Raw genomic sequence first — 21509 nt, 5'->3', positions numbered from 1 at the left:
CGCTAGCTTCGCTTGGTGCGCAGTTGCTCGATGACCTCGTCGTCCCACCGGTGGGTGCGGATCAGCCGGTACCGCTCCGCCGCCACCCACATGTACGCCTCGGCGTCCGTGCGGTCGCCGAGCATCCCCGCCTGCCGCAGCATGCCCACCACCGGGACGAACTCCTCCGAGAACCAGCGCTGGGCCACGCTCGCCCGGTCGCAGAACTTGCCCTCGTCCTGCATCAGCCGGAACCCCCACGCCTCCACGTGCTCGCCCAGCTTCGCGTAGTCCCACGGGTCCGACACGATCACCGACGCCCTCGCGTGGCCGGTCAGCGGGACGCGCTCCAGGAACAGCCTCCGGTAGTCCTTGACGATCAGGTCGCCGCGGTGGCGGATGCCGCTCGGGTCCAGTTTGGTGCGGACCACCGTCACAAATGCCTCTATTGTGGACAGTCCCTGCGCGTGGGCGACCGAGACCCGGTGGTGGCCGTCGATGATGAAGTGCAGCTCGCCGACGCGGTAGACCTCGATCGGCGGGATGTCTTCGCCGCGGCGGGCGGCCAGGGCCAGTCTTTCCCAGCGCTCGCGGACGCGGCCGGACGTCGGGCGGAAGCGGCGGTCGAAGTCGCGGCTGCGGTCGACCGTGCCGGCGATCGAGTCCAGTTTGATCACCCGCAGGCCGATCCGCTTTTCGCCGAGATAGCCGAGCGCCTCCACCACTTCGTGGAACGGCAGCATGATGTTGACGTCGTCGGGCTCGCGGCGCAGCCACGTCGAGAGCCGCGAAAGCACCTGCTGGCGCCGGGCGCGGAGGAAGTCGTTTTCGGCGTCCGCGCGCGGGAATCCCGTTTCCTTCACGATAACTCCATGATCCGGTGGCCCACCACGTTGCGGATCCGCGTGTCGCCGACGATCCGGTCGGGCACCGGCTCGCCGTGGGGGTGGATGTGGCCGTGCAGCAGCCACTTCGGGCGCAAGCGGTCGATCACCGCGTGCAGGCAGGAAAACCCGCGGTGCGGCGGGTCTTCGCGGTCGCCGAGGTCCAGCGGCGGCGAGTGCGTCAGCAGGATGTCGACGTCGCGGCCGTCGCGCCACCGCCGCAGCCGGGCGGTGCGCACCAGGCGCCGGGCCCGGCGCGCCTGCTGGCGCTGCGTCCACTGGTTCGGGCCGTCGTTGTAGCGGATCGACCCGCCGAGCCCGGCGATCCGGATCCCGGCGATGTCGACGACCCGGCCGTCGGCGTTGACGCCGCCCGCCGGGCCCGGCCAGACCGTCGGGAAACCGTCCTTCATGGACAGTCCGCCGTACCGCGTGTAGCCGGTCAGGTCCGGGTCGTGGTTGCCCGGCACGAACACGCACGGCGCGTCCAGGGCGCTGGCCAGGAAGGCCAGGTAGTCGTAGGGCAGGTCGCCGGCGCCGATGACGAGGTCGACGGGGCGGGTGCGGACCGCGTCGGTCCACAACCGCTCGTCCACCTCGTCCGCGACCACCAGCGCTTTCGGCACGCCCCCAGGGTACGACGCCGGGCGCTACTTCATGCCGTGCGCGAACCCGGGGTCGGCGACGATGACGAAGGTGATGACGAAGATCCAGAGGAGGCTGAGCGCGAGCGCCCAGGCCTTGAGGTTGGACAGCATGCGAGGCATCACGTGTTCTCCGATTCCGGCGAGAAAGAAAGAGGGGACCTAGAGCCAGCCGTTCTTCCGGAATATTCGGTACAGCAACAGGCAGATCGCCAGGATCACGGTGATCACCAGCGGGTACCCGAACTTCCAGTGCAGTTCGGGCAGGTAGTCGAAGTTCATCCCGTAGATGCCGGCGATCATCGTCGGCACGGTGATGATCGCCGCCCACGACGTGATCTTGCGCATGTCGGTGTTCTGCTGCAGCGAGATCTTCGCGACCGTCGCGTCGACCAGGGTGGACAGCAGCTCGTCGAACGCCGCGACGCGCTCGGACACGGTCGTGAGGTGGTCGGCGACGTCGCGGAAGTAGGAGCGGACCTCGTCCGGCACCAGCCGCGTGTAGCCCTCGGCCAGCCGCTGGACCGGCGTCGCCAGCGGCATCACCGCCCGGCGCAGCTCCAGGACCTCCCGCTTCATCAGGTAGATCTGCTCGGCGCTGACCAGCGAGCGCGGCGCGAAGACCTGCGCCTCCATCACGTCGATGTCGTTCTCGATCCGGCCCGTGACGTCGAGGTAGTGGTCGACGACGTGGTCGGCGATCGCGTGCACGACCGCGGCCGGCCCGAGCTGCAGCCGCTCGGGGTCGTCGTCCAGCTCACGGCGCAGCCGGGCCAGCCCGGAGTGGTTGCCGTGCCGGACGGTGATCACGAAGTCGCGGCCGAGGAACACCATCAGCTCGCCGGTCTCGACGATCTCGTTGGCCGTCGTCGGCGACTCGTGCTCGACGTACCGGACGGTCTTGACCACGAGGAACAGCGTGTCGTCGTAGCGCTCCAGCTTGGGCCGCTGGTGCGCTTCGAGCGCGTCCTCGACGGCCAGCTCGTGCAGCCCGAACGTCTCCGCGATGCCCTGGATCTGGTCGGCGTCGGGCTCGTGCAGCCCGATCCAGACGAACCCCTCGTGGCGCTTGCGGACCTCTTTGATCGCCTCGATGTGCGTCCAGCGGCCGGGTACGCGCTTGCCGCCGACGTACACCGCGCAGTCCACGACGTACGCCGACAGCGGCACCGGGATCGGCCGGACGGGGACGCCTTTGGCCCGGCTGTTGCCGCGGCCGCGAAGGCCGCCGAGCGAAGGAATGGCAGGCATGAGGTCTCCTGGGCGTCGTGCGTGGTCGTGCGAGGACGACGGACCAGGCGGAACGGGGTCCGCCCGGCAACACCAGCGCTCCCGAAGCCGCGGAAGACCTACCAGGAAATGAGCCGGCCGGCCGGTGTGGTGGGAACGCTGGGACTACTAGGGAGCGGACTATCGCCACTACTCATCGGGGTTCCTCACCTCCTTCGGGCCAGGCGCGGTCGTGTGACGTGGAGAGTGGTGGGGCTCGCGTTGACGAGCGAACACCAATGGTTGAGGGTACTCCTCACTACGGATGCGTGTCGTACCAGGCTCACGCGGTGTTACGCGGACAGGAGAGACGAGTGCAGTTCGGGCGGTACTACGAGGAGTTCGAGGTCGGTGCGGTCTACAAGCACTGGCCGGGCAAAACGGTCACCGAGTACGACGACCACCTGTTCTGCCTGATCACGATGAACCACCACCCGCTGCACCTCGACGCGCACTACGCCGGCGAGACGACCGACTTCGGCAAGAACGTCGTCGTCGGGAACTACGTGTATTCGCTGCTGCTGGGCATGTCCGTGCCGGACGTCTCGGGCAAGGCGATCGCGAACCTCGAGGTCGAGTCCCTCAAGCACGTCAAACCCACCTTCCACGGCGACACCATCTACGGCGAGACCGAGGTGCTGGACAAGACGCCGTCGAAGTCGAAGGACGACCGCGGCGTCGTGTACGTCGAGACCCGCGGCTACAAGCAGGACGGCCTGATCGTGTGCACCTTCCGGCGGAAGGTCATGGTGCCGAAGCGCTCCTACGGGGAAGCCCGCGGCGGCGAGCAGCCGGGCCGGCCGACCCCGCACGAATGAGGCTCCGATGACGATCGAACTGGACCGGGTCAAGAACACACTGCGCACGTTCGCGGAAGTCGAAGCGCGCGGAGTGTCACCGTTGTACGACCACCTCGCGACGCAGGCGGCCGAGGACGACGACGTCGCGGGGCTGCTGACGGCCGCCCGCGACGGCGAAGCGCACGCGACGCTGCTGATGGCGACCGCGCACCGGCTCGTCCAGGCCGACCCCATCCACCCGCTCTCGCGGTACTACCCGTCGCTGGGCGGCTTCGACGGCGTCGACTCCGAGACGTGGCCGCTGTTCCGGTCGTTCCTGCTGGAGCGGGCGGACAAGGCGCGGGCGCTCATCTCGTCGCGCTACACCCAGACGAATGAAGTCCGCCGTGCCGCGCTGCTGTACCCGGCCGTGGCCCGGGCGGCGAAGGAAGCGGGCGGGAAGATCGCGCTGCTGGAGGTCGGCTGCAGCGCCGGCCTGCTGCTCGGCCTCGACCGCTTCGGCTACCGCTACCAGTGCGACGGCGGCGAGCAGCTGACGGCGGGCCCGGCCAAGGCCGCGGTCGGCCTCCACTGCGCGCTCGACCTGGCGCCGGGCGCGGTGGCGCCCAAGCTGCCCAAGAAGCTCGCGGTCCTGGCGCGGGCCGGACTGGACCGGTCCCCGGTCGACCTCTCCGACGAGGACGAGCTGGCCTGGCTGGAGGCGTGCGTCTGGGCCGACCAGCCCGACCGCATCCGGCTGCTGCGCACCGCGGCGGCCGAGCAGGCCAAGCACCGCCCGCCGCTGATCCGGGGCGACGGCGTCGACGACCTGTCCTCGGCGGCCGCGACGCTGCCCCTCGAGACGCCCCTGGTGGTCCTGACGAGCCACGTCCTGGCGTACTTCACGGCCGAGCGGCGGGCGGCCTTCGTCGACGCCCTGGCCGCGCTGGCGGCCTCCCGGCCCCTGTGGTGGGTGTCGGAGGAGTTCTACGGCGCCGCCCTGGAGGGTGTCCTGCCCGGTCGCGCGGAGCTGGCGGGCGCGGACGGCCTGGCGACGCTGGGCGTGGTCCGGTGGGACGAGGGCGAGGCCGTGGCCCACGCGCTGGCCCGCACCGCGCCCCACGGGCAGCGGATGACCTGGCTCCCGGCGTAGGGCGACGGACCGAGCGGTGCCCCGCGCCGCCGGCACCCCACGGCGGCGCGGGCGGAGATCCGTGCCCGGCGCGCCGGCTTGGCCGCCGGCGTAGATCGAACCGGCGGTTTTTGACCCCAACGCCGTCTTGCTCAGGCGCGTGGCAGGGCGTTCCAGTCGCGCAGCGTCACGTACAGGAGATCGACGAGCGCGCCGGCCGTGTCCATGTCCGAAAGGTCTGCCGCATCGGCCCAGCGGGCGTCCGTGGCGTCATCACCCGCGGTGAGCGTGCCGCCCGCGACGCGGCAGGCGTAGTCGTGGATTTCGTACGGCCCGCGGGTCACGGTGCCGACCAGTGTGCCGGGAATCACGTCGAGGCCCGTTTCCTCCCGCATCTCGCGGATCACGGCCGTTTCGTCCGATTCGCCCGGCTCGACTCGTCCGCCTGGCAGAGACCATTGGCCCGAACCGGGGTCGTTGGCCCGCCGGATGAGCAGCAATCGGCCCTGGTCGTCGTACGCGATCCCGCCGACGCAGCGGACAGTGGTGTCGGTGAGGCCCGTCATGTCCCGAAGGGTAGACGTGACCGACTTGAAAACCGATGTCCTGTACACGGAGAGTAGCCATACGGTACACTCCGGACGGCGTGCTGACCCAAGCGCGGGACTTTCCTCCCTCGCGCCCCTCCAGTGCGGTACAACGTAAAAAGTCAGTTTTTCGCTGTTGTCCGGTGTCACCGTAAGAGACGGGATTTGATCGCGGTGAACGTGAAGAAGATTGCGGGCCTCGCCGGTATCGCGTTGGTGCTGTTCTTCGTCATTGCCCAGCCCGGTCAGGCCGCGGGCCTTGTCGGAAACATCGTCGACTTCCTGCGCAGCTCGGCCGAATCGGTGATCACCTTCGTCAGCAACGTGTTCAAGGGCTGATCGGGGGCTACCCTCGAACCATGTTCGCGCCACGCGACCCCGACGAGTACCTCCTCGACACCGAGCGGCGGGTCATCCGGATCCGCCGCCACTGGGCGGTGCTGCTGTGGGACACCTTCGAGGCGGCGGCTCTGCTCGCCATCTGCGTCCTGGTGTCCTACCTGCTGCCACCGGCGCTTTACATCGGCCAGAACATCCTCTGGTACGTGGCGCTGATCGTGGTGCTGCGGTTCGCCTACGTGGTGATGGAGTGGTGGGTCGAACGGCTGGTGGTCACCGACAAGCGGTTCGTCATGACCACCGGGGTGTTCACGACCAAGGTGCTGATGATGCCCATCAGCAAGGTCACCGACCTCAGCTACGTGCGCACGGCCACCGGCCGGATGATGGGCTACGGCACGATGGTGGTCGAGTCCGCCGGCCAGATCCAGGCGCTCAACAAGATCGACTTCCTGCCGCGGCCGGAGGAGTTCTACGACACGATCTCCGAGCTGGTCTTCGGCGACAAGCAGAAGCAGGCCGAGCGCTTCTCGATGATCAAGGCCCAGCGGGCCGCCCGGGGCAAGAAGCCGGTCGGCTGACGCGCGCGGGGCGGTGCGGCTTGCCGGCCGTCGGCCGCCGCGCGAGTTCGGGCTGATCGGCGTCCTGTGGGCGGGGCGCGGCGGCCGGTCCGGAACCAGCCTGATCCCGGCGCGGGTGTGACCCAGCGCATCGTCGACAATGGACCCGATGCGCATCGACCTGCACGCCCATTCCACCGCTTCCGACGGCACCGACACGCCGGCCGGGCTCGTCGCCGCGGCCGCGAGAGCCGGGCTCGACGTCGTCGCGATCACCGACCACGACACCACGGCGGGCTGGGCCCCGGCCACCGAGGCCCTGCCTCCGGGCCTGACGCTCGTGCCCGGCGCCGAGCTGTCCACCGTCTCGACCGACCCTGAGACGGGCCGCCAGATCAGCGTCCACCTGCTGGCCTACCTGTTCGACCCGGCCGCCGAGGCCGTCGTCACCGAGCAGACCCGGCTGCGGATCGAACGCCGCACCCGGCTGCGCAAGATGGCCGAGCGGATGGCCGCCGACGGCCTGCCCATCGACGCCGACGAGATCTTCGGCCTGCTGCCCGAGGACTCGCCCGCCGGACGCCCGCACCTCGCGCAGGCACTGGTCCGCGCCGGGCTGGTCACGAGCGTCGACGAGGCCTTCGCCGAGTACCTGAACAGCCGCCGCGGCTACTACGTCGCCCGCCGTGACACCCCGGTCGAAGAAGCCATCGACATGATCGCCGCGGCCGGCGGGGTCACGGTCATCGCGCACCCCTTCGCGTTCAGCCGCGGCGCCACGATCAGTGAAGAGACCTTCGCCGGTCTCGCCGCGCACGGGCTCACCGGCGTCGAGGCCGACCACCCGAACCACGACCCGGCCACGCGCGCCCGCACGCGGGAGCTCGCCGGCGAGCTCGGCCTGCTGGTCACCGGCTCGAGCGACTACCACGGCACGAACAAGACCATCGCGCTCGGCGAATGCACCACCGACCCCGGGCAGCTGGAGGAACTCATGGCCCGCGCGACCGGGTTTCAGGTCGTGAAGGGCTGAGATGGCGATCGCCGACTTCTTCGACGCCAAGCTCTTCATGAGCGCGACGATCACCCTCGTCGTCATCATGGACCCGCCCGGCACGGTGCCGGTGTTCCTGAGCCTCGTCGGCCGCAAACCGCTCGCGACGCGCGCCCGCGCGGCCCGCCAAGCCGTCCTGGTGTCACTGCTCGTGATCAGCCTCTTCGCCGTCGCGGGCCAGGCGATCCTGGCCTACCTCGGCATCGGCATCCCCGCCCTGCAGGGCGCGGGCGGCCTGCTGCTCCTGCTCATCGCGCTGCAGCTGCTGACCGGCAACGGCCACGAGGCCGAAGCGGCCACCGAAGACGTCAACGTCGCCCTCGTGCCGCTCGGTACGCCGCTGCTGGCCGGGCCCGGCGCCATCGCCGCGACCATCGTGTTCGTCCGGCAGGCCGACGGCCACATCGGCGCGTACATCGCGCTGGCACTGGCGATCGTGATGACGCACTTCATCATCTACATCTGCATGCGCTACTCCGGCGTCGTCATCCGGCTGATCAAGGAAAGCGGCATCACGCTGCTGGCCAAGGTGGCCGGTCTGCTCCTCGCGGCCATCGCCGTCGAGCTCGTCGCGAACTCGGTGCGCGGCTTCATCGCCGGCGGCAACTGACCCCCGCCACTCGGGTTGTCCTGCCGGACAGGATCCGGCCCGTACGTTGACATCGTTGGCACGCCTCGCGCAGCCTGAATCTCAGCTCAGCGGTTGAAACGATTCAAACGCCTTGCGGAGGCCTCGATGAAGTGGCTCAGAGCAGTCCTGCCGGTCACGGTCCTGGTGGCGAGCGGCGTCGCCGCGGTGCCCGCCACGTCCGCCGTGGCGGCGCCGGGCTGGCAGAAGTACGTCGTCGCACCGACGAGCCGGGACGTCCGGCCGGTGCGCGTGCTGTCCACCACCGGTGACGTCACCAACCCGAACGGCCTGCTCGGCCGCGGCGTCACGACGCTCAAACGGCAGGCACCCCCGCCGAAGCCGGCCTGGCCGGGCGGGACGACGGCGGCCGCGTCGTCGTTCCACGCGCCCAACAACGGCGGCAACGGCCAGCCGCGGACCTACGCTCCCGGCAACGCGGTCGACGGTAATACCGACACGTTCTGGAACGACGACACGATCGGCGCCTACCCGGACGTCCTGACGATCACCTCCGGCGCGGCGGTCGCACTCCCCGGCGTCACCGTGCTGTCCAGTGTGGACGGTGTGCCGCAGGACTTCACGGTCGACGTCCTGGACGGCGGCGCCTGGCGCACCGCGGCGACGGTCACCGGCAACACCGACGTGCAGCGCGCGGTGGCGTTCGACCGCGCGGTGACGACCGCGCAGGTCCGGATCACCGTGACGAAGGACCAGGCCACGCCGTCGGGCGAGTTCAGCCGGGTCACCGAGGTCTGGCCGGGCCTGGTCGCCGACCCGCCGACGCCGGTCGCGGTGCTCGACTTCGGCAAGGTCGTCTCGGGGTACCCGAAGATCTCGTTCGCGGGCGCGTCGGCGAACCACCCCGGCATCCGCGTGTCGACCTCGGAAACCCAGCAGTACCTGGGCGAACGCTCCGACTTCTCGCGTTCGGACTTCTCGAACGGGCCGGGCAGCGACCAGATCGCCGTGCCCGCGACGCCGACCGTCTGGCGTGACGCGATGGGCTGCCAGAGCGGCACGCAGGTGTGCGCGGACGGCCTGCGCGGCTTCCGCTACCTGCGGATCAGCCTCGACGCGCTCGCGTCCGACGCGCCGCTCACGCAGGCGTCCGGCGAGGTGCGGATCAACGGCGTCTCGCTCGACTTCACGCCGTTCCTCGGCACGCCGGACACCTACCGCGGCTGGTTCGAGTCGTCCGACGACGCCCTGAACCGCTACTGGTACAACGCTTCCTACACCAACGAGCTGGGCATGGACACGTTCCGGGCGTCCGATGTGGACCCCCGCGGCGCGTTCTCGCCGTCGCTCGACGGGAAGGTCGTGCTGCACGACGGCGCCAAGCGCGACCGGGACCCGTACGTCGGCGACGTCGCGATCTCCGGGCTGACCGAGTACCTGACGCACCAGGACGGCACGGCGGCGCGCAACGTGCTCGCCGACCTGGCCGACCACCAGCGCGCGGACGGCTGGATCCCGCCCGCGTCGATCAACGGCTACACGCTCCCGCTGTTCGACTACCCGCTCTGGTGGGTCACCGCGAGCTGGGACTACGTGCTCTACACGGGCGACACCGGGTACGCGTCGTCGTACTACGCGAAGCTCGTGAAGACGCTCGACGCGTGGTACCCGTCGGTCACCGACGCGCACGGGTTGCTCTCGAAGGGGCTCAACGGCACCGGCGGTTACGGCGACTACGCGTTCCTCCCGCGCACCGGCGAAGTGACGTACTACAACGCGTTGTACGTCCGGGCCCTCCAAGGCGCGGCCGGGCTCGCCAAGGCGACCGGGCACGCGGCCGACGCCGATCGGTGGCTTTCGCGCGCTTCCGGCGTCGCGGCGGCGGTGAACCAGTACCTGTGGGACCCGGCGGCGGGGGCGTACCTCGACTCGGCGACGGGCGCGGTGCGCCACGGCCAGGACGGCAACAGCCAGGCGATCGTCGCGGGTATCGCGTCGCCGGCGCAGTCGTCTACCGCCTTGGCCCGGCTGGCGGCCGGGGCGCTGCCGTACGGGAACCCGTTCATGGACAACGACACGCTGGTCTCGGACGGCACCAAGCGCGTGTACGCGTTCACCTCGTACCCGGAGCTGGTGGCGCGGTTCCAGACCGGGCAGGCGGCGTCCGCGATCGACCAGATCAAGCGGATGTACGGCTGGATGACCAGTCACGACCCGGGCATCACGGACTGGGAGGGCATCGGCGACGGCGGTTCGCACTACGAGCAGGGCTACACGTCGGCGGCGCACGGCTGGTCCACCGGCGTCGTCCCGGCGCTGACGAACGAGCTGCTGGGCGTCTCGCCGACGTCACCGGGCTTTGCGACGTGGCAGGTTTCGCCGAAGCCGGGCACGGTCGCGTGGGCGCGTGGAGCGGTGCCGACGCCGAAGGGCGCGTTGTCGGCTTCGTGGGGCCAGCAGGGTTCGGTGTTCTCCCTGACGGTGACGGCGCCGCGCGGGACGTCCGGTTCGCTGGCGGTGCCGGCCGGGCGCGTGGTGCTGCTGGACGGCCACGTCGTCCGGACGGCCGCGGTGAACGGCACGGTGACGGTGGCCGCGACCGGCGGCACCCACTCGGTGCTGGTGGTCCGGTAGGTGGTGCGGTAGGAAAAGCCGTGAAGGCCTCCTTACCGGCTCTTATGGCCGGGAAGGAGGCCTTCACGGCTTTGCGCGGTGGTGCGGGCGCGGCGGCCGGTGCGGGTCCGGCGCGGAAAGTGTCGGTGGTGGTGCGTAGCGTGGGGAACCGTGAAGGAGCAGATGGGCTTCGATTTCGGTGTCGCGCAACCGGTCCGGCTGACGAAGGTGTCACCGGCGCGGCTGTCGACCTTCGACGACTGCCCGCGCCGGTACCAGCTGTCGTACCTGACGCGGCCGACGCCGCAGCGCACCGGGCCGTGGGCGCACAGCACGCTCGGCGCGGTGGTGCACAACGCGTTGCGGGCGCTGTTCGACCTGCCGGTGCTCAAGCGCGTGCCGCAGAAGGCCGTCGCGCTCGTCGCCGAGTACTGGAAGGACGCGGGGTTCGAGGACGCCGACCAGGCCGCGCGTTACCGGGCCCGCGCCAAGGGCTGGGTGGCGGAGTACGTCGAGGACAACGACGTCACGCACGACCCGGTCGGGCTCGAGCGCTGGGTGTCGGCGCCGGTCAACCCGGAGCCGGGGGAGCGGCCGTCGATGATCATCGAAGGCCGCGCGGACCGCATCGACCAGCGTGACGGCGAGCTGGTGGTCGTCGACTACAAAACGGGCCGCCGCGCGCCGGACGAGTACGAGGCGCGGGCGTCGCAGGCGCTGGCGCTGTACGCGGTGGCGTCGGCGCGGACGCTGCGCACCCCGTGCACCACGGTCGAGCTGCACCACCTCCCGAGCGGCACGATCGCGGCGGCCGAGCACACGCCCGAGAGCCTGCGCCGGCACCTGCAACGCGCCGAAGAGACCGCCGGGGACCTGAGGCTGGCCACGGATACCCTGAACGCGGGCGGCGACGAGGACGTGCTGTTCCCACCCCGCCCGGACCGCCGCTGCGCCTGGTGCGACTTCAGGCCGAGCTGCGCGGCGGGCCAGGACACGGCCCAGCAGGCGCAGCCCTGGGACCTGCTCGCGCCCTGAACAGGAGAGAAAGTGGCCTCACCGGACACCGAGGAACTGGCAACGGTCCCCCTGCCGACCCCGCGGCCGGACGACAAAACGACGCCCCACCCGGTCATCGCGGACCCGGCGGCGCCGTCACCTGACGCGCCGGCCGAGGCCGACGAGCCGGAGGAAGGTGAGGCTGATGCCACCTCGCCGGAGGCCGTCGAGCAAGCCGCGGCCGAGCCCGCGAAACCCGCGAAGCCGGGCGGCCGCTGGTGGCGCGGCTTCACCGGCTCACTGGCCGCGGGCCTCACGGTCCTGGCCGTCGGCGTGCTGGTGGTCGCGGGAGTCTGCCTGTACACGGACGCACCCGGCCCCGGCCCGGTGCTGCTGATCGGTCACCCCGTCGCCGCGGTGCTGGCGTTGCTGGCCCAGCGGGTCGCCGACCGCCGCAACGGCCTTCCCGCCGCCGGTGCGGGGATCGCCGTGGTCCTGTTCGTGGTCTCCGCGCTGACCCTCTTCTGGCTCACCTGACGAACCGGTTACTTCAAGGCGGTGAGGGTGTCGCCGCGTTCTTCCAGCAGGACCGGGCCGGCCGTGCCCAGGCGGACCGGGCCCGCGTAGCCGCGGCGGTCGACACCCACGGTGCGGATCGTGGAGCCGTCGTTCTCGTTCAGCACCGCCAGGCCGCCCTTGATCGGGACCACCAGCTGCCCCGCGAACGTCACTCCCGGGCCCATCGCGCTGCCCAGCGTCCAGCGCGGGGACAAGTCGTCACGCGAGAGCGCCAGCACCTTCGAGCCGCTGAACCAGTACACGTTCGCCGCGGTCTGGGACGTCTGCTCGACGCCGCCCTGCGGGTCCGCGGCCAGGTCGGCCGCCGGGACGTCCAGCGGGTACGCCGCGCGCTGGGAGCCGTCGCCGTTGTAGATCACCAGGAGCTTCTGGTCCGGCAGGATCACCGCCGTCAGGTCGCCTGACATGGCGATCACGCGCGCCCGCTTGCCGGCCAGCACCGAGCTGAACGCCATCTGGGGCTCGTCGTCCTTCTCCGGCGCCGCCTTGTAGACGCTCAGGCGGTCCGCCGGGTCGCCGGGGCAGCGCTCGATGACGCCGACCTTGCCCGACGCCGCCGCGACCGTGCCGTACGTGCAGCCGGTGCGCGGCTGCTTGCCCGCGTTGACCAGCGCCGGGACCTGGCCGTACTCGGCGCTCTGCACCAGGTCGTCGCGCCAGGTGTCGAGGAGCTTCTTGCCGGTGGTGGTCACGTGCGAGCCGTCGCTGACCAGCCGGGTGCCCAGCTCGGCGTTGCCGTTGCGCTGGGCGGTGATCCGGCCGGTGCCCGGGTCGAGCTGCGTGACCTCGCTGCAGTTCTCGGTCTTGTGGTAGACGGCGTTGACCCGCCCCCACGTCTCGTTGAGGGTGCACAAGGGCAGGTCACGCGTGTAGTGCCAGCGGATCTGCCCGGTCAGCGGGTCGCGGGCGGCGACCTCGCCGCCGTCCGCCGTGACGACGGAGTCGCCGGTGGCCACCGGGATCGGCGTCGCGCCGCTGCGGGCGCTCCAGATCTCGGCCATCGAGCCGGGCACCGCGTTCGGCGCCGCGGGCAGCGGCGGTGGCGGGTCGGCCTTGGTCCGGTCGGTGCCTTCGCTGTCGCTGGTCGCGCTGATGACCAGCGCGACCGCGACGACGACCACCGCGAGCACGGCGGCGAGCACGCGGTCCCGGCCGCGGTTCCAAGGCGAACGACGTGCTTTGACCCGCGGCGCGGGCGGAGCAGGTTCGACGTCGTCGAGGACGTCTTCGGAGCCGAAAGCGGCTTCCGAAGGCTGCTCCGGCTCTTCTTCGGGCAAAGAAGCAGCAGCCTTGTCCTCGTCGCTCACGTACCTGCTCCCCGCGCTAAAGCCTCAGTCTGCCGACGCAGGTGTATCAGAAGTCGCGGCCGGGCGGCGACGGCGGCGCCGCCGAGCCGGGCGTTCGGCGTTCTCGCCGGACTCCTTCTCCACCGCGCCGGCCGTCTCCGGGGCCGTGCCGCGGGTGCGGCGACGCGTCCGGGTGCGGCCTTCGGCGGCCTCGCCGGACTCGGTGCCGGACGTGGCGGCCGCGGTGTCGGTGCCCTCGCTCGTCTCACCCGTGCGCGCGGCACCGCGGGTCCGCTTGCGCGGGGTGCGGTTGCGCTTGCGCGGCGCTTCCTCGGCCGACGGCGACTCGGGGCCACCGGCGGAGGTGTTGCCGCGGCCCTGGGGCTGGCCGCGCCCGCGACGCTTGCCGCCGAGGTCCTCTTCGACCTCGGCGCCCAGGCCGGCGCGGGTGCGCTTGGCCAGCGGCAGCCGGCCGGTGGTGCCCGCCGGGATGCCCAGGTCCTCGAACAGGTGCTTCGACGACGAGTACGTCTCGACCGGCTCCGGCTTCTCGAGGCCGAGGGTGTCCGAGATGAGCTTCCAGCGCGGCATCTCGTCCCAGTCGACGAGGGTGACCGCGACGCCGGTGCGGCCCGCGCGGCCGGTGCGGCCGATGCGGTGGACGTAGGTCTTCTCGTCGTCCGGGCACTGGTAGTTGATCACGTGCGTGACGTCGTCGATGTCGATGCCGCGGGCGGCGACGTCGGTCGCGACCAGCACGTCGACCTTGCCGGAGCGGAACGCGCGCAGGGCCTGCTCGCGGGCGCCCTGGCCCAGGTCACCGTGCACGGCGGCGGCCGCGAAGCCGCGCTCGACCAGGTCGTCGGCCACCTTCTGCGCGGTGCGCTTGGTGCGGCTGAAGATCATCGTGAGGCCGCGGTCGGCCGCCTGCAGGATCCGGGCGATGACCTCGGGCTTGTCCATCGAGTGCGCCCGGTAGACGAACTGGGTGGTGCGCTCGTGGATCGCGCTCGCGTCGTTCTCCTCGGCGCGGATGTGCGTCGGCTGGTTCAGGAACGTGCGGGCCAGCGTGATGATCGGCCCCGGCATGGTGGCCGAGAACAGCATCGTCTGGCGCTTGTCCGGGACCATCCGCAGGATGCGCTCGATGTCGGGCAGGAAGCCCAGGTCGAGCATCTCGTCGGCCTCGTCGAGCACCAGCCCGCGGACCTTGCCGAGCACCAGGTGCTTCTGCTCCGCGAGGTCGAGCAGCCGGCCCGGGGTGCCGATCACGACGTCGATGCCCTTGCGGAGCGCCTCGATCTGCGGCTCGTACGGGCGGCCGCCGTAGATGGCCAGGGTGCGGATGCCGAGGTGCTTGCCGGCGCCCTTGAGGTCGTTGGCGACCTGGATGCACAGCTCGCGGGTCGGCACGACCACCAGCACCTGCGGGGTGCCGTCGCCCGGCACCTCGACGCGGTGCAGCAGCGGGACGCCGAAGCCCAGGGTCTTGCCCATGCCGGTGCGGGCCTGGCCGATGAGGTCGTCGCCGGCCATCGCCAGGGGCAGCGTGAGCTCCTGGATCGCGAAGGTCCGTTCGATGCCGACTTCGGCGAGTGCTTTGATGATCTCCGGCTTGACGCCGAAGGACGCGAAGGTCGGGGCCTCGGGCTCGACCTCGACGCCCGCCTGCAGCGGGTGCGAGGTGTCGAGCGCGGCCGGGCCGGTCTCGCTGTGTTCCAGCGCGACGGCGGGGGAGTTCTGTTCGGTTGTGGGATTTTCTGCGGTCAGGGTGATCGCCTCTCTCGTGACCAGCGCGCACAACCCTGAGTCCCGTTTCGACACTCGACCGGGAGTAAACCCTGGTCCCCAGCGCTGAAGTGAAGCGCGGAACCGGTCCGTCCCGGGAATGCCGGAAGAGGCGTGCACGCACATTGCAGTACGTCGGCGGGCCTCGTGGCCTGCCTGATCCCGACGCCTGTAGTGACGTGCGGAAGCTTCGATATCAAACGCAGTGTACCTGGTCAGCAGTTTTTCGACAGTACCCGGCACGCCGGAGGCAGTGGGATCGGTCTCGTCCCGACACGCCCGGGTGCTTCGGCGATACCCTGCTGCCGTGACCGACCCGAAAGAGATCACCGAAGGCGTCGTCGACCTTCTGGGTGTGATCGCCTACCTCGAGCTGTCCGCCTTCGACCGGTTGGCGGAAGACGCGCGCAGCGCGCCCACGCTGGCCGGGCGGGCCGCGCTGGCGGCCATGGCGGCCGCCGAGATCGGTCACTACGGCCTGCTGTCCGCGCACCTGGCCGCGCACGGCGTGGCGATCGAGGACGCGATGGCGCCGTTCCCGAAGCACATCGACGACTGGCACGCCTCGACCCCGCCGAAGTCGTGGCTGGAGTCGCTCGTCAAAGCCTACGTCGGCGACGGCCTCGCCGCCGATCTCTACCGGGAGATGGCCAGCTGGCTGGACCCCGAGACCAAGGACCTGGTGCTCACCGTGCTGGCCGACACCGGACACTCCGCTTTCGCCGAGCGCGAGGTGGCGGCCGGGATCGAAGCCGACCCCAAGACCCGCGACAAGCTCGCCCTGTGGGGGCGCCGCCTGCTCGGCGAAGCGCTCACGCAGGCCCAGTACGTCGTCGCCGAACGAGACGGCCTGGCCGAGCTCATCATCGGCGGTTCGGGCGACCTCTCCGGAATTGCGGCGCTCTTCCGACGGTTGCAACAGGGGCACACGAAGCGCATGCAGGCCCTCGGCCTGGGCTGACCCCGATGGAGTACCAGGACACGACGACGTGGCCGGGCGCGGACATGCGGCACCGCAACGACCCGGTTCGGTTAGCCTTGCCGAGCACATCCCTTTCGAATTTCCAGCGGAGGTCCCACGTGGAGGTCAAGATCGGCATCAAGGACACCCCGCGCGAGCTGGTGGTGTCCAGTGGCCAGTCTCCCGACGAGGTGGAGAAGCTGGTCGCCGAAGCCCTGACGGCCGGTGACGGGCTCTTCCGCCTCAGCGACGAGAAGGGCCGGAAGTACATCGTGCCCTCCGATCGCATCGCCTACGTCGAGATCGCGCCGTCCGACACCCGAAAGGTCGGCTTCGGCGTCGGCGACTGACATCACACCGCGGTAACCGCCAGGTCTCAGCTCGCTCTCAGCCCCGACCGTCACCCTGCTCCGGCAGGGATTCGACGGGGTGAACGAGAGATGAGGTGGACGGCGTCTTCGCGGTACCAACGGCTCCGGTACGGAGCCGCGAACACCAGCCCGCGGCCGGTCCCGCTCCCCGGAGCGGACCGGCCGTCCGGCTGACCGGGATCGATGTGGCCCGCGGGCTCGCGGTGCTCGGGATGTACGCGGTGCATCTCGGGCCCAACCCGCTCGACGGCGGCAGGGCCGTCTGGTTCAAGCCCTTCGAAGGCCATTCCGCCGCGCTCTTCGCGGTGCTCGCCGGGGTCTCGATCGCGCTGATGTCCGGCGGGCGGCGGCCCAGACAGGGCCGGGCTCGCACACGCGTCGCGCTCCGGCTGGCGACCCGGGCCCCGCTGCTGGTCGCGCTGGGGCTCCTGCTGAGCGGGCTGGGCACCGGCTACATGGTCATCCTCGCCTACTACGGCGCCTGTTTCCTGCTCGCGATCCCGTGGCTGCGCTGCCGGGCGCGCACGCTCGCCGTCGCCGCCCTGGTCACGGCCGTGGTGATGCCGCTGGTGTCCTTCGCGCTCCGCTCCGCCTTCGCGCCGCGCGACCTGGTCTTCGAGGCGCCGGACGTCGCGTGGGGCGACTTCGCGACCTGGCACGGCCTCGGGCGCGCGGCCGGCGTGCTGCTGCTGACCGGGACGTTCCCGGCGGTCACGCTCATGGCGTACCTCTTCGCCGGGATGGCGATCGGACGCCTCGACCTGCGCTCCCCGGCGATCGCTCGCCGGCTGTGCTTCGGCGGCGCGGCGCTGGCTGCGGGCGCGTACGCCGTCTCGTGGGTCGCGACGCGCGTCTTCGGCGGCCTCGACGCCGTCCACCGGGCCCTGGAACCGGCGGCGGCGAGCTACGGCATGAGCCCGGAGACGCTGCTGCACCTCGACGAGTCCTGGATCCACGGCACCCCGCCGACCACGACGTGGGCCTGGGAGCTCCTGCCGAGCGGCGCGTCGTGCACGCCGTTCGACCTGCTGGTGTCGATCGGCCTCGCGGCGTCGGTGATCGGCGGCTGCCTGCTGCTCGAACCGCGCTTCGAGCGGCTCCTGCGTCCGCTGGCCGATCTCGGCGGCCGCGCGCTTTCCGCGTACGCGCTGCACTTCGTGGCGATCTGGCTCATCTGGGACAGCGCCGACGACGGCCCGGACGTGTTCGCCCTCACCCATTTCGTGGCCTTCTCGGCGGTCGCGCTCATCACCTCGGTGGCCTGGCGTCGCCGGATCGGGCGCGGCCCGCTCGAATGGGCGATGGCACGGCTGTCGCGGTGGCCGGACCGGCTGCCCGACGCGTACCTCCCGGCCGGTCGCTAGGTTCACCGGATCGGTGCGCTTTGCTTGGTGTGTCGGGGTTTCGGCGCTTAACTTCGTCGGCGATCCGGCGCCACGGGGCCCGGACCGACACCCCCACCGGAGCAAGTCGATGACCACAGCCGAGCCCACGACGACCGCCGTGGCGGACCTCGTGCGGAGCACCCTGGCGACGCACAAGTCGCTGTTCCTCGCCACCTCGGGCAGCGACGGGCCGTGGGTCGGCGGCGTCTACTTCGCCGAGGACGGCCCGTTCACGCTGAACCTGGTGCTGGAACGCCGCGGCCGGACGCTCGCCGCGATCCGCGAGAACCCGGTGGTCTCGCTGGTCGTGTCGACCGGCTCGCCGATGCAGCCGTTCCTGCAGGCCCAGGCGCTGGCCGAGGTCGTCGGCGGCGAGGACGACACGCAGGTGCGGGAGACGCTGGTGGCGAAGGTCCCGGAGGCGGCGCCGTTCCTGGACGCGCCGGTGGTGGCGGTCCGGCTGAGCGTCCGGGGCTGGCGCGCCACGGACATCGCGAACGGCTGGCTCCCGGGCCGCGAGCTGCCGGGCCCCCGCACCCCCTGAGCCGTACCGGCACGGCCACCGCGCGGGTGGCCGAGCCGGTTCCTGCCGCTCCACCCGCGGCGGCGCTTCCGGGCGAGCGTCGCCGTGGGTGGAGCGAAAGTCCGTGAAGGCCTCCTTGAGGGACTTAGAGTCCCGGAAGGGGGCCTTCACGGACTTCTGGGCGAGCTCAGGCGTTGAGTTCTTCCAGCGTCGTCGGCACGTGGAACGGCGGCGTGCTCGTGCCCGTGATCCGGTAGCGGCCCCACGGGTCCGGGTCCGACAGCTCGCCCGTCGCCGAATGCTCGCCCGCGTGGATCTCGACGGCCTTCTTCTTGCCGCCGGCGAGGCGAGACAGCTCTTCGTGCACCGCCACCCGGCCGTACCAGCGGTAGAAGCCGTCGATCGGCTGGAAGTACCCGCGCAGTTCCACCTGGGCCGTCAGCGAAACGCCGTCGACCACCAGGGTCGCTTCGCCGCTGTAGCCGTCTTCGTCGTGGTCGCTCATGAGGTTTCCTCCACGGGGTCGGCGCGGCCCAGCTGGACCACCTTGTTCGCTTCCAGCGGCTGGTTCGGGTCGATGACGACGCCGTGCTGGCGGCTCAGCCCGTCGATGGCCGCCCAGATGATCTGGGTCAGGTACTCGACGACCGCGTCGCGGCCCATCGAGCGGCGGTCCAGCCACCACTCGCCGGTGTTCTGGACCATGCCGACGATGCCGTGCGCCCACGGCTCGGCCGCGCCGGAGTCCATGTTGAACATCCGCATGTAGTCGCCGAGCAGCGCGGTCAGCGCCGTCGCGATCAGTTCCTTGTCCTCGGCCACGACGTCGGAGCTGACCGGCTTCTCCGGACGTCCGTGCGCGAGCAGCCGGTACAGGTTCGGGTGCTCCTCGATCACGGTGAAGAACGCGTCGAGGGCCATCCGGATCCGCGGCACCGGCGCGAGCTCGGCGTTGATCGCCGGGATCAGCCGCTCGAAGAGGATCTCCGTGCCGCGCTGCCCGAGGGCGACGTAGAGGTCGGCCTTGTCGTCGAAGTGCCGGTACAGCACGGGTTTCGTGACGCCGGCTTCGGCGGCGACGTCCTCCATGCCGAGGTCCGGGCCGTGCGTGTCGAGCGCGCGCAACGCGGCTTCGACGAACTCCTTGCGCCGCGCGATCCGGTGCTTGCGCCAGCGGTCCCGGCGGGCGTCACCGGTCGCCTCCTCGTCGCGCGACGAAGGCTTGGACGACTTGCCGGAGCGCTTGACACGTTCGATCACGAGAGGGATGCTACCAGAGGTAACTGTTACCTCAAGTTACATGTTTCGGAAGGGGTTGTCGGCAATGACGCGGACGCTGAAGGAACCGGATCGCGACAAGACCGCGGAGCGGCTGCTCAAGTCGTCGGCGAACAAGTTCTACGACCCCGACGTCGACATCGACTGGACCGCGCCGCTGGTCGAGGGCAAGCGGTTCATCCCGGACGAGCGCTCCTCGCTCTACGGCACCGAACTCTGGGACAAACTGACGCCGGAGCAGCGCATCGAGCTCGGCAAGCACGAGGTCGCCAGCGTCGCCACCACCGGGCTGTGGTTCGAAATCCTCCTGATGCAGATGCTGCTCAAGGAGGTCTACGAGCAGGACCCGACGTCCGCGCACGCGCAGTTCGCGCTCACCGAGATCGCCGACGAATGCCGGCACTCGACGATGTTCGCGCGGATGGCGTCGCGGATCGGCTGCCCCGCCTACGGCCCGGTGCCGTGGCTGCGGAAGCTCGCGAAGCTGATGCCGACGATCTCCTACGGCCCGGCGCGCTACGGCGCGATCCTGGTCGCCGAGGAGGTGCTCGACCGGCTGCAGCGCGAGCAGATGAACGACGACGGCATCCAGCCGCTGGTCCGGATGGTCAACCGGATCCACGTGCTGGAGGAGGCGCGGCACGTCACCTTCGCCCGCGAAGAGGTCACCCGCGGCATGGCGAAGCTGTCGAAGGCCGAGATCGGCTACCAGCAGTTCATCATCGCGCTCATCTCGTACTTCGTGACGCGGGCGTTCATCAACCCGAACGTCTACAAGGCGGTCGGCATCCGGCCGCGCGACGGCGTCGAAGCGGCGCTGAACAACCCGCACTGGCAGGGCACGATCGCCTGGGCCGGCGAGAAGATCATGCCGTTCCTCGAGGAGTCGGGCCTGGTCGGCTTGCCCGGCAAGTACTTCTGGCGCAAGTCCTTCCTGCTGCCGGCGGGCCGGTGACCACCGCGTCGCGGCTCCGGAACCCGTCGCTCGGGCACCGGTTCGTCGCGAGTGACGGCGCCGCGCTGCACGTCGAGCTGTCCGGGCCCGCCGACTCAGCCGTGACGCTGGTGCTGGTGCACGGCTGGACGCAGGACCACCGGACGTGGGACTTCGTGCTGCCGTACCTCGACCCCGGCGTGCGCGTGCTGCGTTACGACCTGCGCGGCCACGGCGGTTCGGCCCACGCGCGCCCGGGCTCGGCGTCGATCGCCCGGCTCGCCGACGACCTCGCCGAGGTGATCGCCGACCGCGTCCCGGACGGCCCGCTCGTGCTCGCCGGGCACTCGATGGGCGGCATGACGCTGATGGTGCTCGCCGAACGGCACCCCGCGCTGGTCGCGTCGCGGCTCGCGGGGGCGGCGTTCGTGGCGACGTCGTCGGGGGACATGGACCGGCTGACGCTCGGGTTCCCGGGCCTGGTCGGCCGGGGCGTCACGCGCTTCGAGCCGCGGCTGGCCCGCCTGCTGGCCGGCTTGCGGTCGGACACGCTGCGCCTGCGGCCGGGGATGGTCCGGTCCGGCTCGCGTCGCTTGGTCTTCGGCGACCGGCCGGGCCGCGCGCAGGTGGACAGCGTCGTCGAGCAGCTGCTGTGCGCCCACCCGGCGAGCGCCGGGCTGTTCCTGGAAGCGATCGCGTCCCACCGCGGCGTCGGCGGCCTGGGCGCGCTCTGCGACGTCCCGTCGGTGGTGCTGGCGGGGGAGAAGGACCGGCTGTGCCCGCTGGCGCACGCGAAGGTGATCGCCGACGAGCTGCCGCACGCGGAGTTCGTCCGCTACCCGGGAGCCGGCCACATGCTGCCGCAGGAACGCCCCTACGAAGTGGCCCGCCGCATCTCGGCCCTGGTCCGCACGGCCGTCCCTCGTTGACACACGGTAAACAATGCATCTTTCCTAGGGAAAGTTCCGCTTTCGGGGGT

The 21509-nt window shown here is 71.0% G+C and carries 23 protein-coding genes; 15 read left to right on the top strand and 8 right to left on the bottom strand.

Annotated elements, in window-relative coordinates:
• Positions 1-2: 2 nt before the first annotated feature.
• The 3 genes from OG494_RS31400 to corA all read right to left on the bottom strand — a co-directional run bounded on the left by OG494_RS31400 (position 3) and on the right by corA (position 2758).
• Positions 3-842, bottom strand: coding sequence for a chromosome partitioning protein ParB (locus OG494_RS31400; RefSeq protein WP_328444864.1), 840 nt, complete (start codon positions 840-842; stop codon positions 3-5).
• The gene (locus OG494_RS31395; RefSeq protein ID WP_328444862.1) at positions 839-1489 is read right to left on the bottom strand and encodes a metallophosphoesterase family protein; all 651 of its coding nucleotides are present in this window, start codon (positions 1487-1489) and stop codon (positions 839-841) included. Before OG494_RS31395 ends, OG494_RS31400 begins: the two co-directional genes overlap by 4 nt.
• A gap of 180 nt (positions 1490-1669) precedes the next feature.
• Positions 1670-2758, bottom strand: a complete 1089-nt coding sequence (gene corA / locus OG494_RS31390) for a magnesium/cobalt transporter CorA (protein ID WP_326946327.1) — start codon at positions 2756-2758, stop codon at positions 1670-1672.
• A 332-nt stretch (positions 2759-3090) separates the two neighbouring features.
• Between corA and OG494_RS31385 the strand changes: the two genes are divergently transcribed.
• Both OG494_RS31385 and OG494_RS31380 read left to right on the top strand, forming a co-directional pair.
• Positions 3091-3594, top strand: coding sequence for a MaoC family dehydratase (locus tag OG494_RS31385; RefSeq protein WP_328444858.1), 504 nt, complete (start codon positions 3091-3093; stop codon positions 3592-3594).
• A gap of 7 nt (positions 3595-3601) precedes the next feature.
• Complete coding sequence (locus tag OG494_RS31380) at positions 3602-4708, top strand: DUF2332 domain-containing protein (RefSeq protein ID WP_328444856.1); 1107 nt, start codon at positions 3602-3604, stop codon at positions 4706-4708.
• 131 nt (positions 4709-4839) lie between these two features.
• On the opposite strand, the gene OG494_RS31375 is transcribed toward OG494_RS31380, so the two are convergent.
• Positions 4840-5253 carry an NUDIX hydrolase gene (locus OG494_RS31375; protein WP_328444854.1) on the bottom strand — a complete coding sequence of 138 codons (414 nt, stop codon included), beginning with the start codon at positions 5251-5253 and terminating at the stop codon, positions 4840-4842.
• A 195-nt stretch (positions 5254-5448) separates the two neighbouring features.
• On the opposite strand from OG494_RS31375, the gene OG494_RS31370 reads away from it, so the two are divergent.
• The 7 genes from OG494_RS31370 to OG494_RS31340 all read left to right on the top strand — a co-directional run bounded on the left by OG494_RS31370 (position 5449) and on the right by OG494_RS31340 (position 11962).
• Entirely contained in the window at positions 5449-5613 is a 165-nt protein-coding gene (locus OG494_RS31370; RefSeq protein WP_167379843.1) for a hypothetical protein, read from the top strand.
• 20 nt (positions 5614-5633) lie between these two features.
• Positions 5634-6194, top strand: a complete 561-nt coding sequence (locus tag OG494_RS31365) for a PH domain-containing protein (RefSeq protein ID WP_247014507.1) — start codon at positions 5634-5636, stop codon at positions 6192-6194.
• Positions 6195-6342: 148 nt separating this feature from the next.
• The gene (locus OG494_RS31360) at positions 6343-7206 is read left to right on the top strand and encodes a PHP domain-containing protein (RefSeq protein WP_442874300.1); all 864 of its coding nucleotides are present in this window, start codon (positions 6343-6345) and stop codon (positions 7204-7206) included.
• A gap of 1 nt (position 7207) precedes the next feature.
• A complete protein-coding gene (locus tag OG494_RS31355) occupies positions 7208-7837 on the top strand; it encodes a MarC family protein (RefSeq protein WP_328444842.1) in 630 nt (209 codons plus the stop codon).
• A 126-nt stretch (positions 7838-7963) separates the two neighbouring features.
• A complete protein-coding gene (locus tag OG494_RS31350; RefSeq protein ID WP_328444841.1) occupies positions 7964-10450 on the top strand; it encodes an alpha-L-rhamnosidase-related protein in 2487 nt (828 codons plus the stop codon).
• A gap of 162 nt (positions 10451-10612) precedes the next feature.
• A complete protein-coding gene (locus OG494_RS31345) occupies positions 10613-11464 on the top strand; it encodes a RecB family exonuclease (protein ID WP_328459079.1) in 852 nt (283 codons plus the stop codon).
• 12 nt (positions 11465-11476) lie between these two features.
• Positions 11477-11962, top strand: coding sequence for a hypothetical protein (locus OG494_RS31340; RefSeq protein ID WP_328444840.1), 486 nt, complete (start codon positions 11477-11479; stop codon positions 11960-11962).
• Between the two features lie 8 nt (positions 11963-11970).
• Here the strand turns inward: OG494_RS31340 and OG494_RS31335 are convergent, their stop codons facing one another.
• Positions 11971-13311, bottom strand: a complete 1341-nt coding sequence (locus OG494_RS31335; protein WP_328444838.1) for an Rv3212 family protein — start codon at positions 13309-13311, stop codon at positions 11971-11973.
• 24 nt (positions 13312-13335) lie between these two features.
• The gene (locus tag OG494_RS31330; RefSeq protein ID WP_328459078.1) at positions 13336-14964 is read right to left on the bottom strand and encodes a DEAD/DEAH box helicase; all 1629 of its coding nucleotides are present in this window, start codon (positions 14962-14964) and stop codon (positions 13336-13338) included.
• Positions 14965-15385: 421 nt separating this feature from the next.
• Between OG494_RS31330 and OG494_RS31325 the strand changes: the two genes are divergently transcribed.
• From OG494_RS31325 to OG494_RS31310, 4 genes are all read left to right on the top strand, one after another.
• On the top strand, positions 15386-16039 hold the full coding sequence (locus tag OG494_RS31325) for a ferritin-like fold-containing protein (RefSeq protein WP_328444836.1): 654 nt from the start codon (positions 15386-15388) through the stop codon (positions 16037-16039).
• Positions 16040-16158: 119 nt separating this feature from the next.
• Positions 16159-16389, top strand: coding sequence for a DUF3107 domain-containing protein (locus OG494_RS31320; RefSeq protein ID WP_247063962.1), 231 nt, complete (start codon positions 16159-16161; stop codon positions 16387-16389).
• Positions 16390-16484: 95 nt separating this feature from the next.
• The gene (locus OG494_RS31315; protein WP_328444833.1) at positions 16485-17774 is read left to right on the top strand and encodes a DUF418 domain-containing protein; all 1290 of its coding nucleotides are present in this window, start codon (positions 16485-16487) and stop codon (positions 17772-17774) included.
• Between the two features lie 109 nt (positions 17775-17883).
• Entirely contained in the window at positions 17884-18339 is a 456-nt protein-coding gene (locus OG494_RS31310; RefSeq protein WP_328444831.1) for a pyridoxamine 5'-phosphate oxidase family protein, read from the top strand.
• A gap of 166 nt (positions 18340-18505) precedes the next feature.
• Here OG494_RS31310 and OG494_RS31305 read toward each other — a convergent pair whose 3' ends face one another.
• Both OG494_RS31305 and OG494_RS31300 read right to left on the bottom strand, forming a co-directional pair.
• Complete coding sequence (locus tag OG494_RS31305; protein ID WP_328444829.1) at positions 18506-18823, bottom strand: DUF4873 domain-containing protein; 318 nt, start codon at positions 18821-18823, stop codon at positions 18506-18508.
• Positions 18820-19587: a TetR/AcrR family transcriptional regulator gene (locus OG494_RS31300; protein WP_328459077.1), complete on the bottom strand. Its 768-nt coding sequence runs from the start codon at positions 19585-19587 to the stop codon at positions 18820-18822. The genes OG494_RS31305 and OG494_RS31300 overlap by 4 nt, the downstream gene beginning before the upstream one ends.
• 55 nt (positions 19588-19642) lie before the next feature.
• Between OG494_RS31300 and OG494_RS31295 the strand changes: the two genes are divergently transcribed.
• A complete protein-coding gene (locus OG494_RS31295; protein WP_328444828.1) occupies positions 19643-20551 on the top strand; it encodes an AurF N-oxygenase family protein in 909 nt (302 codons plus the stop codon).
• A complete protein-coding gene (locus OG494_RS31290) occupies positions 20548-21459 on the top strand; it encodes an alpha/beta fold hydrolase (RefSeq protein ID WP_328444826.1) in 912 nt (303 codons plus the stop codon). Before OG494_RS31295 ends, OG494_RS31290 begins: the two co-directional genes overlap by 4 nt.
• Positions 21460-21509 lie beyond the last annotated feature (50 nt).

Source organism: Amycolatopsis sp. NBC_00438 (genome assembly GCF_036026695.1).
Classification (GTDB): Bacteria; Actinomycetota; Actinomycetes; order Mycobacteriales; family Pseudonocardiaceae; genus Amycolatopsis.
This window is presented reverse-complemented; position numbering and strand designations above follow the sequence as displayed.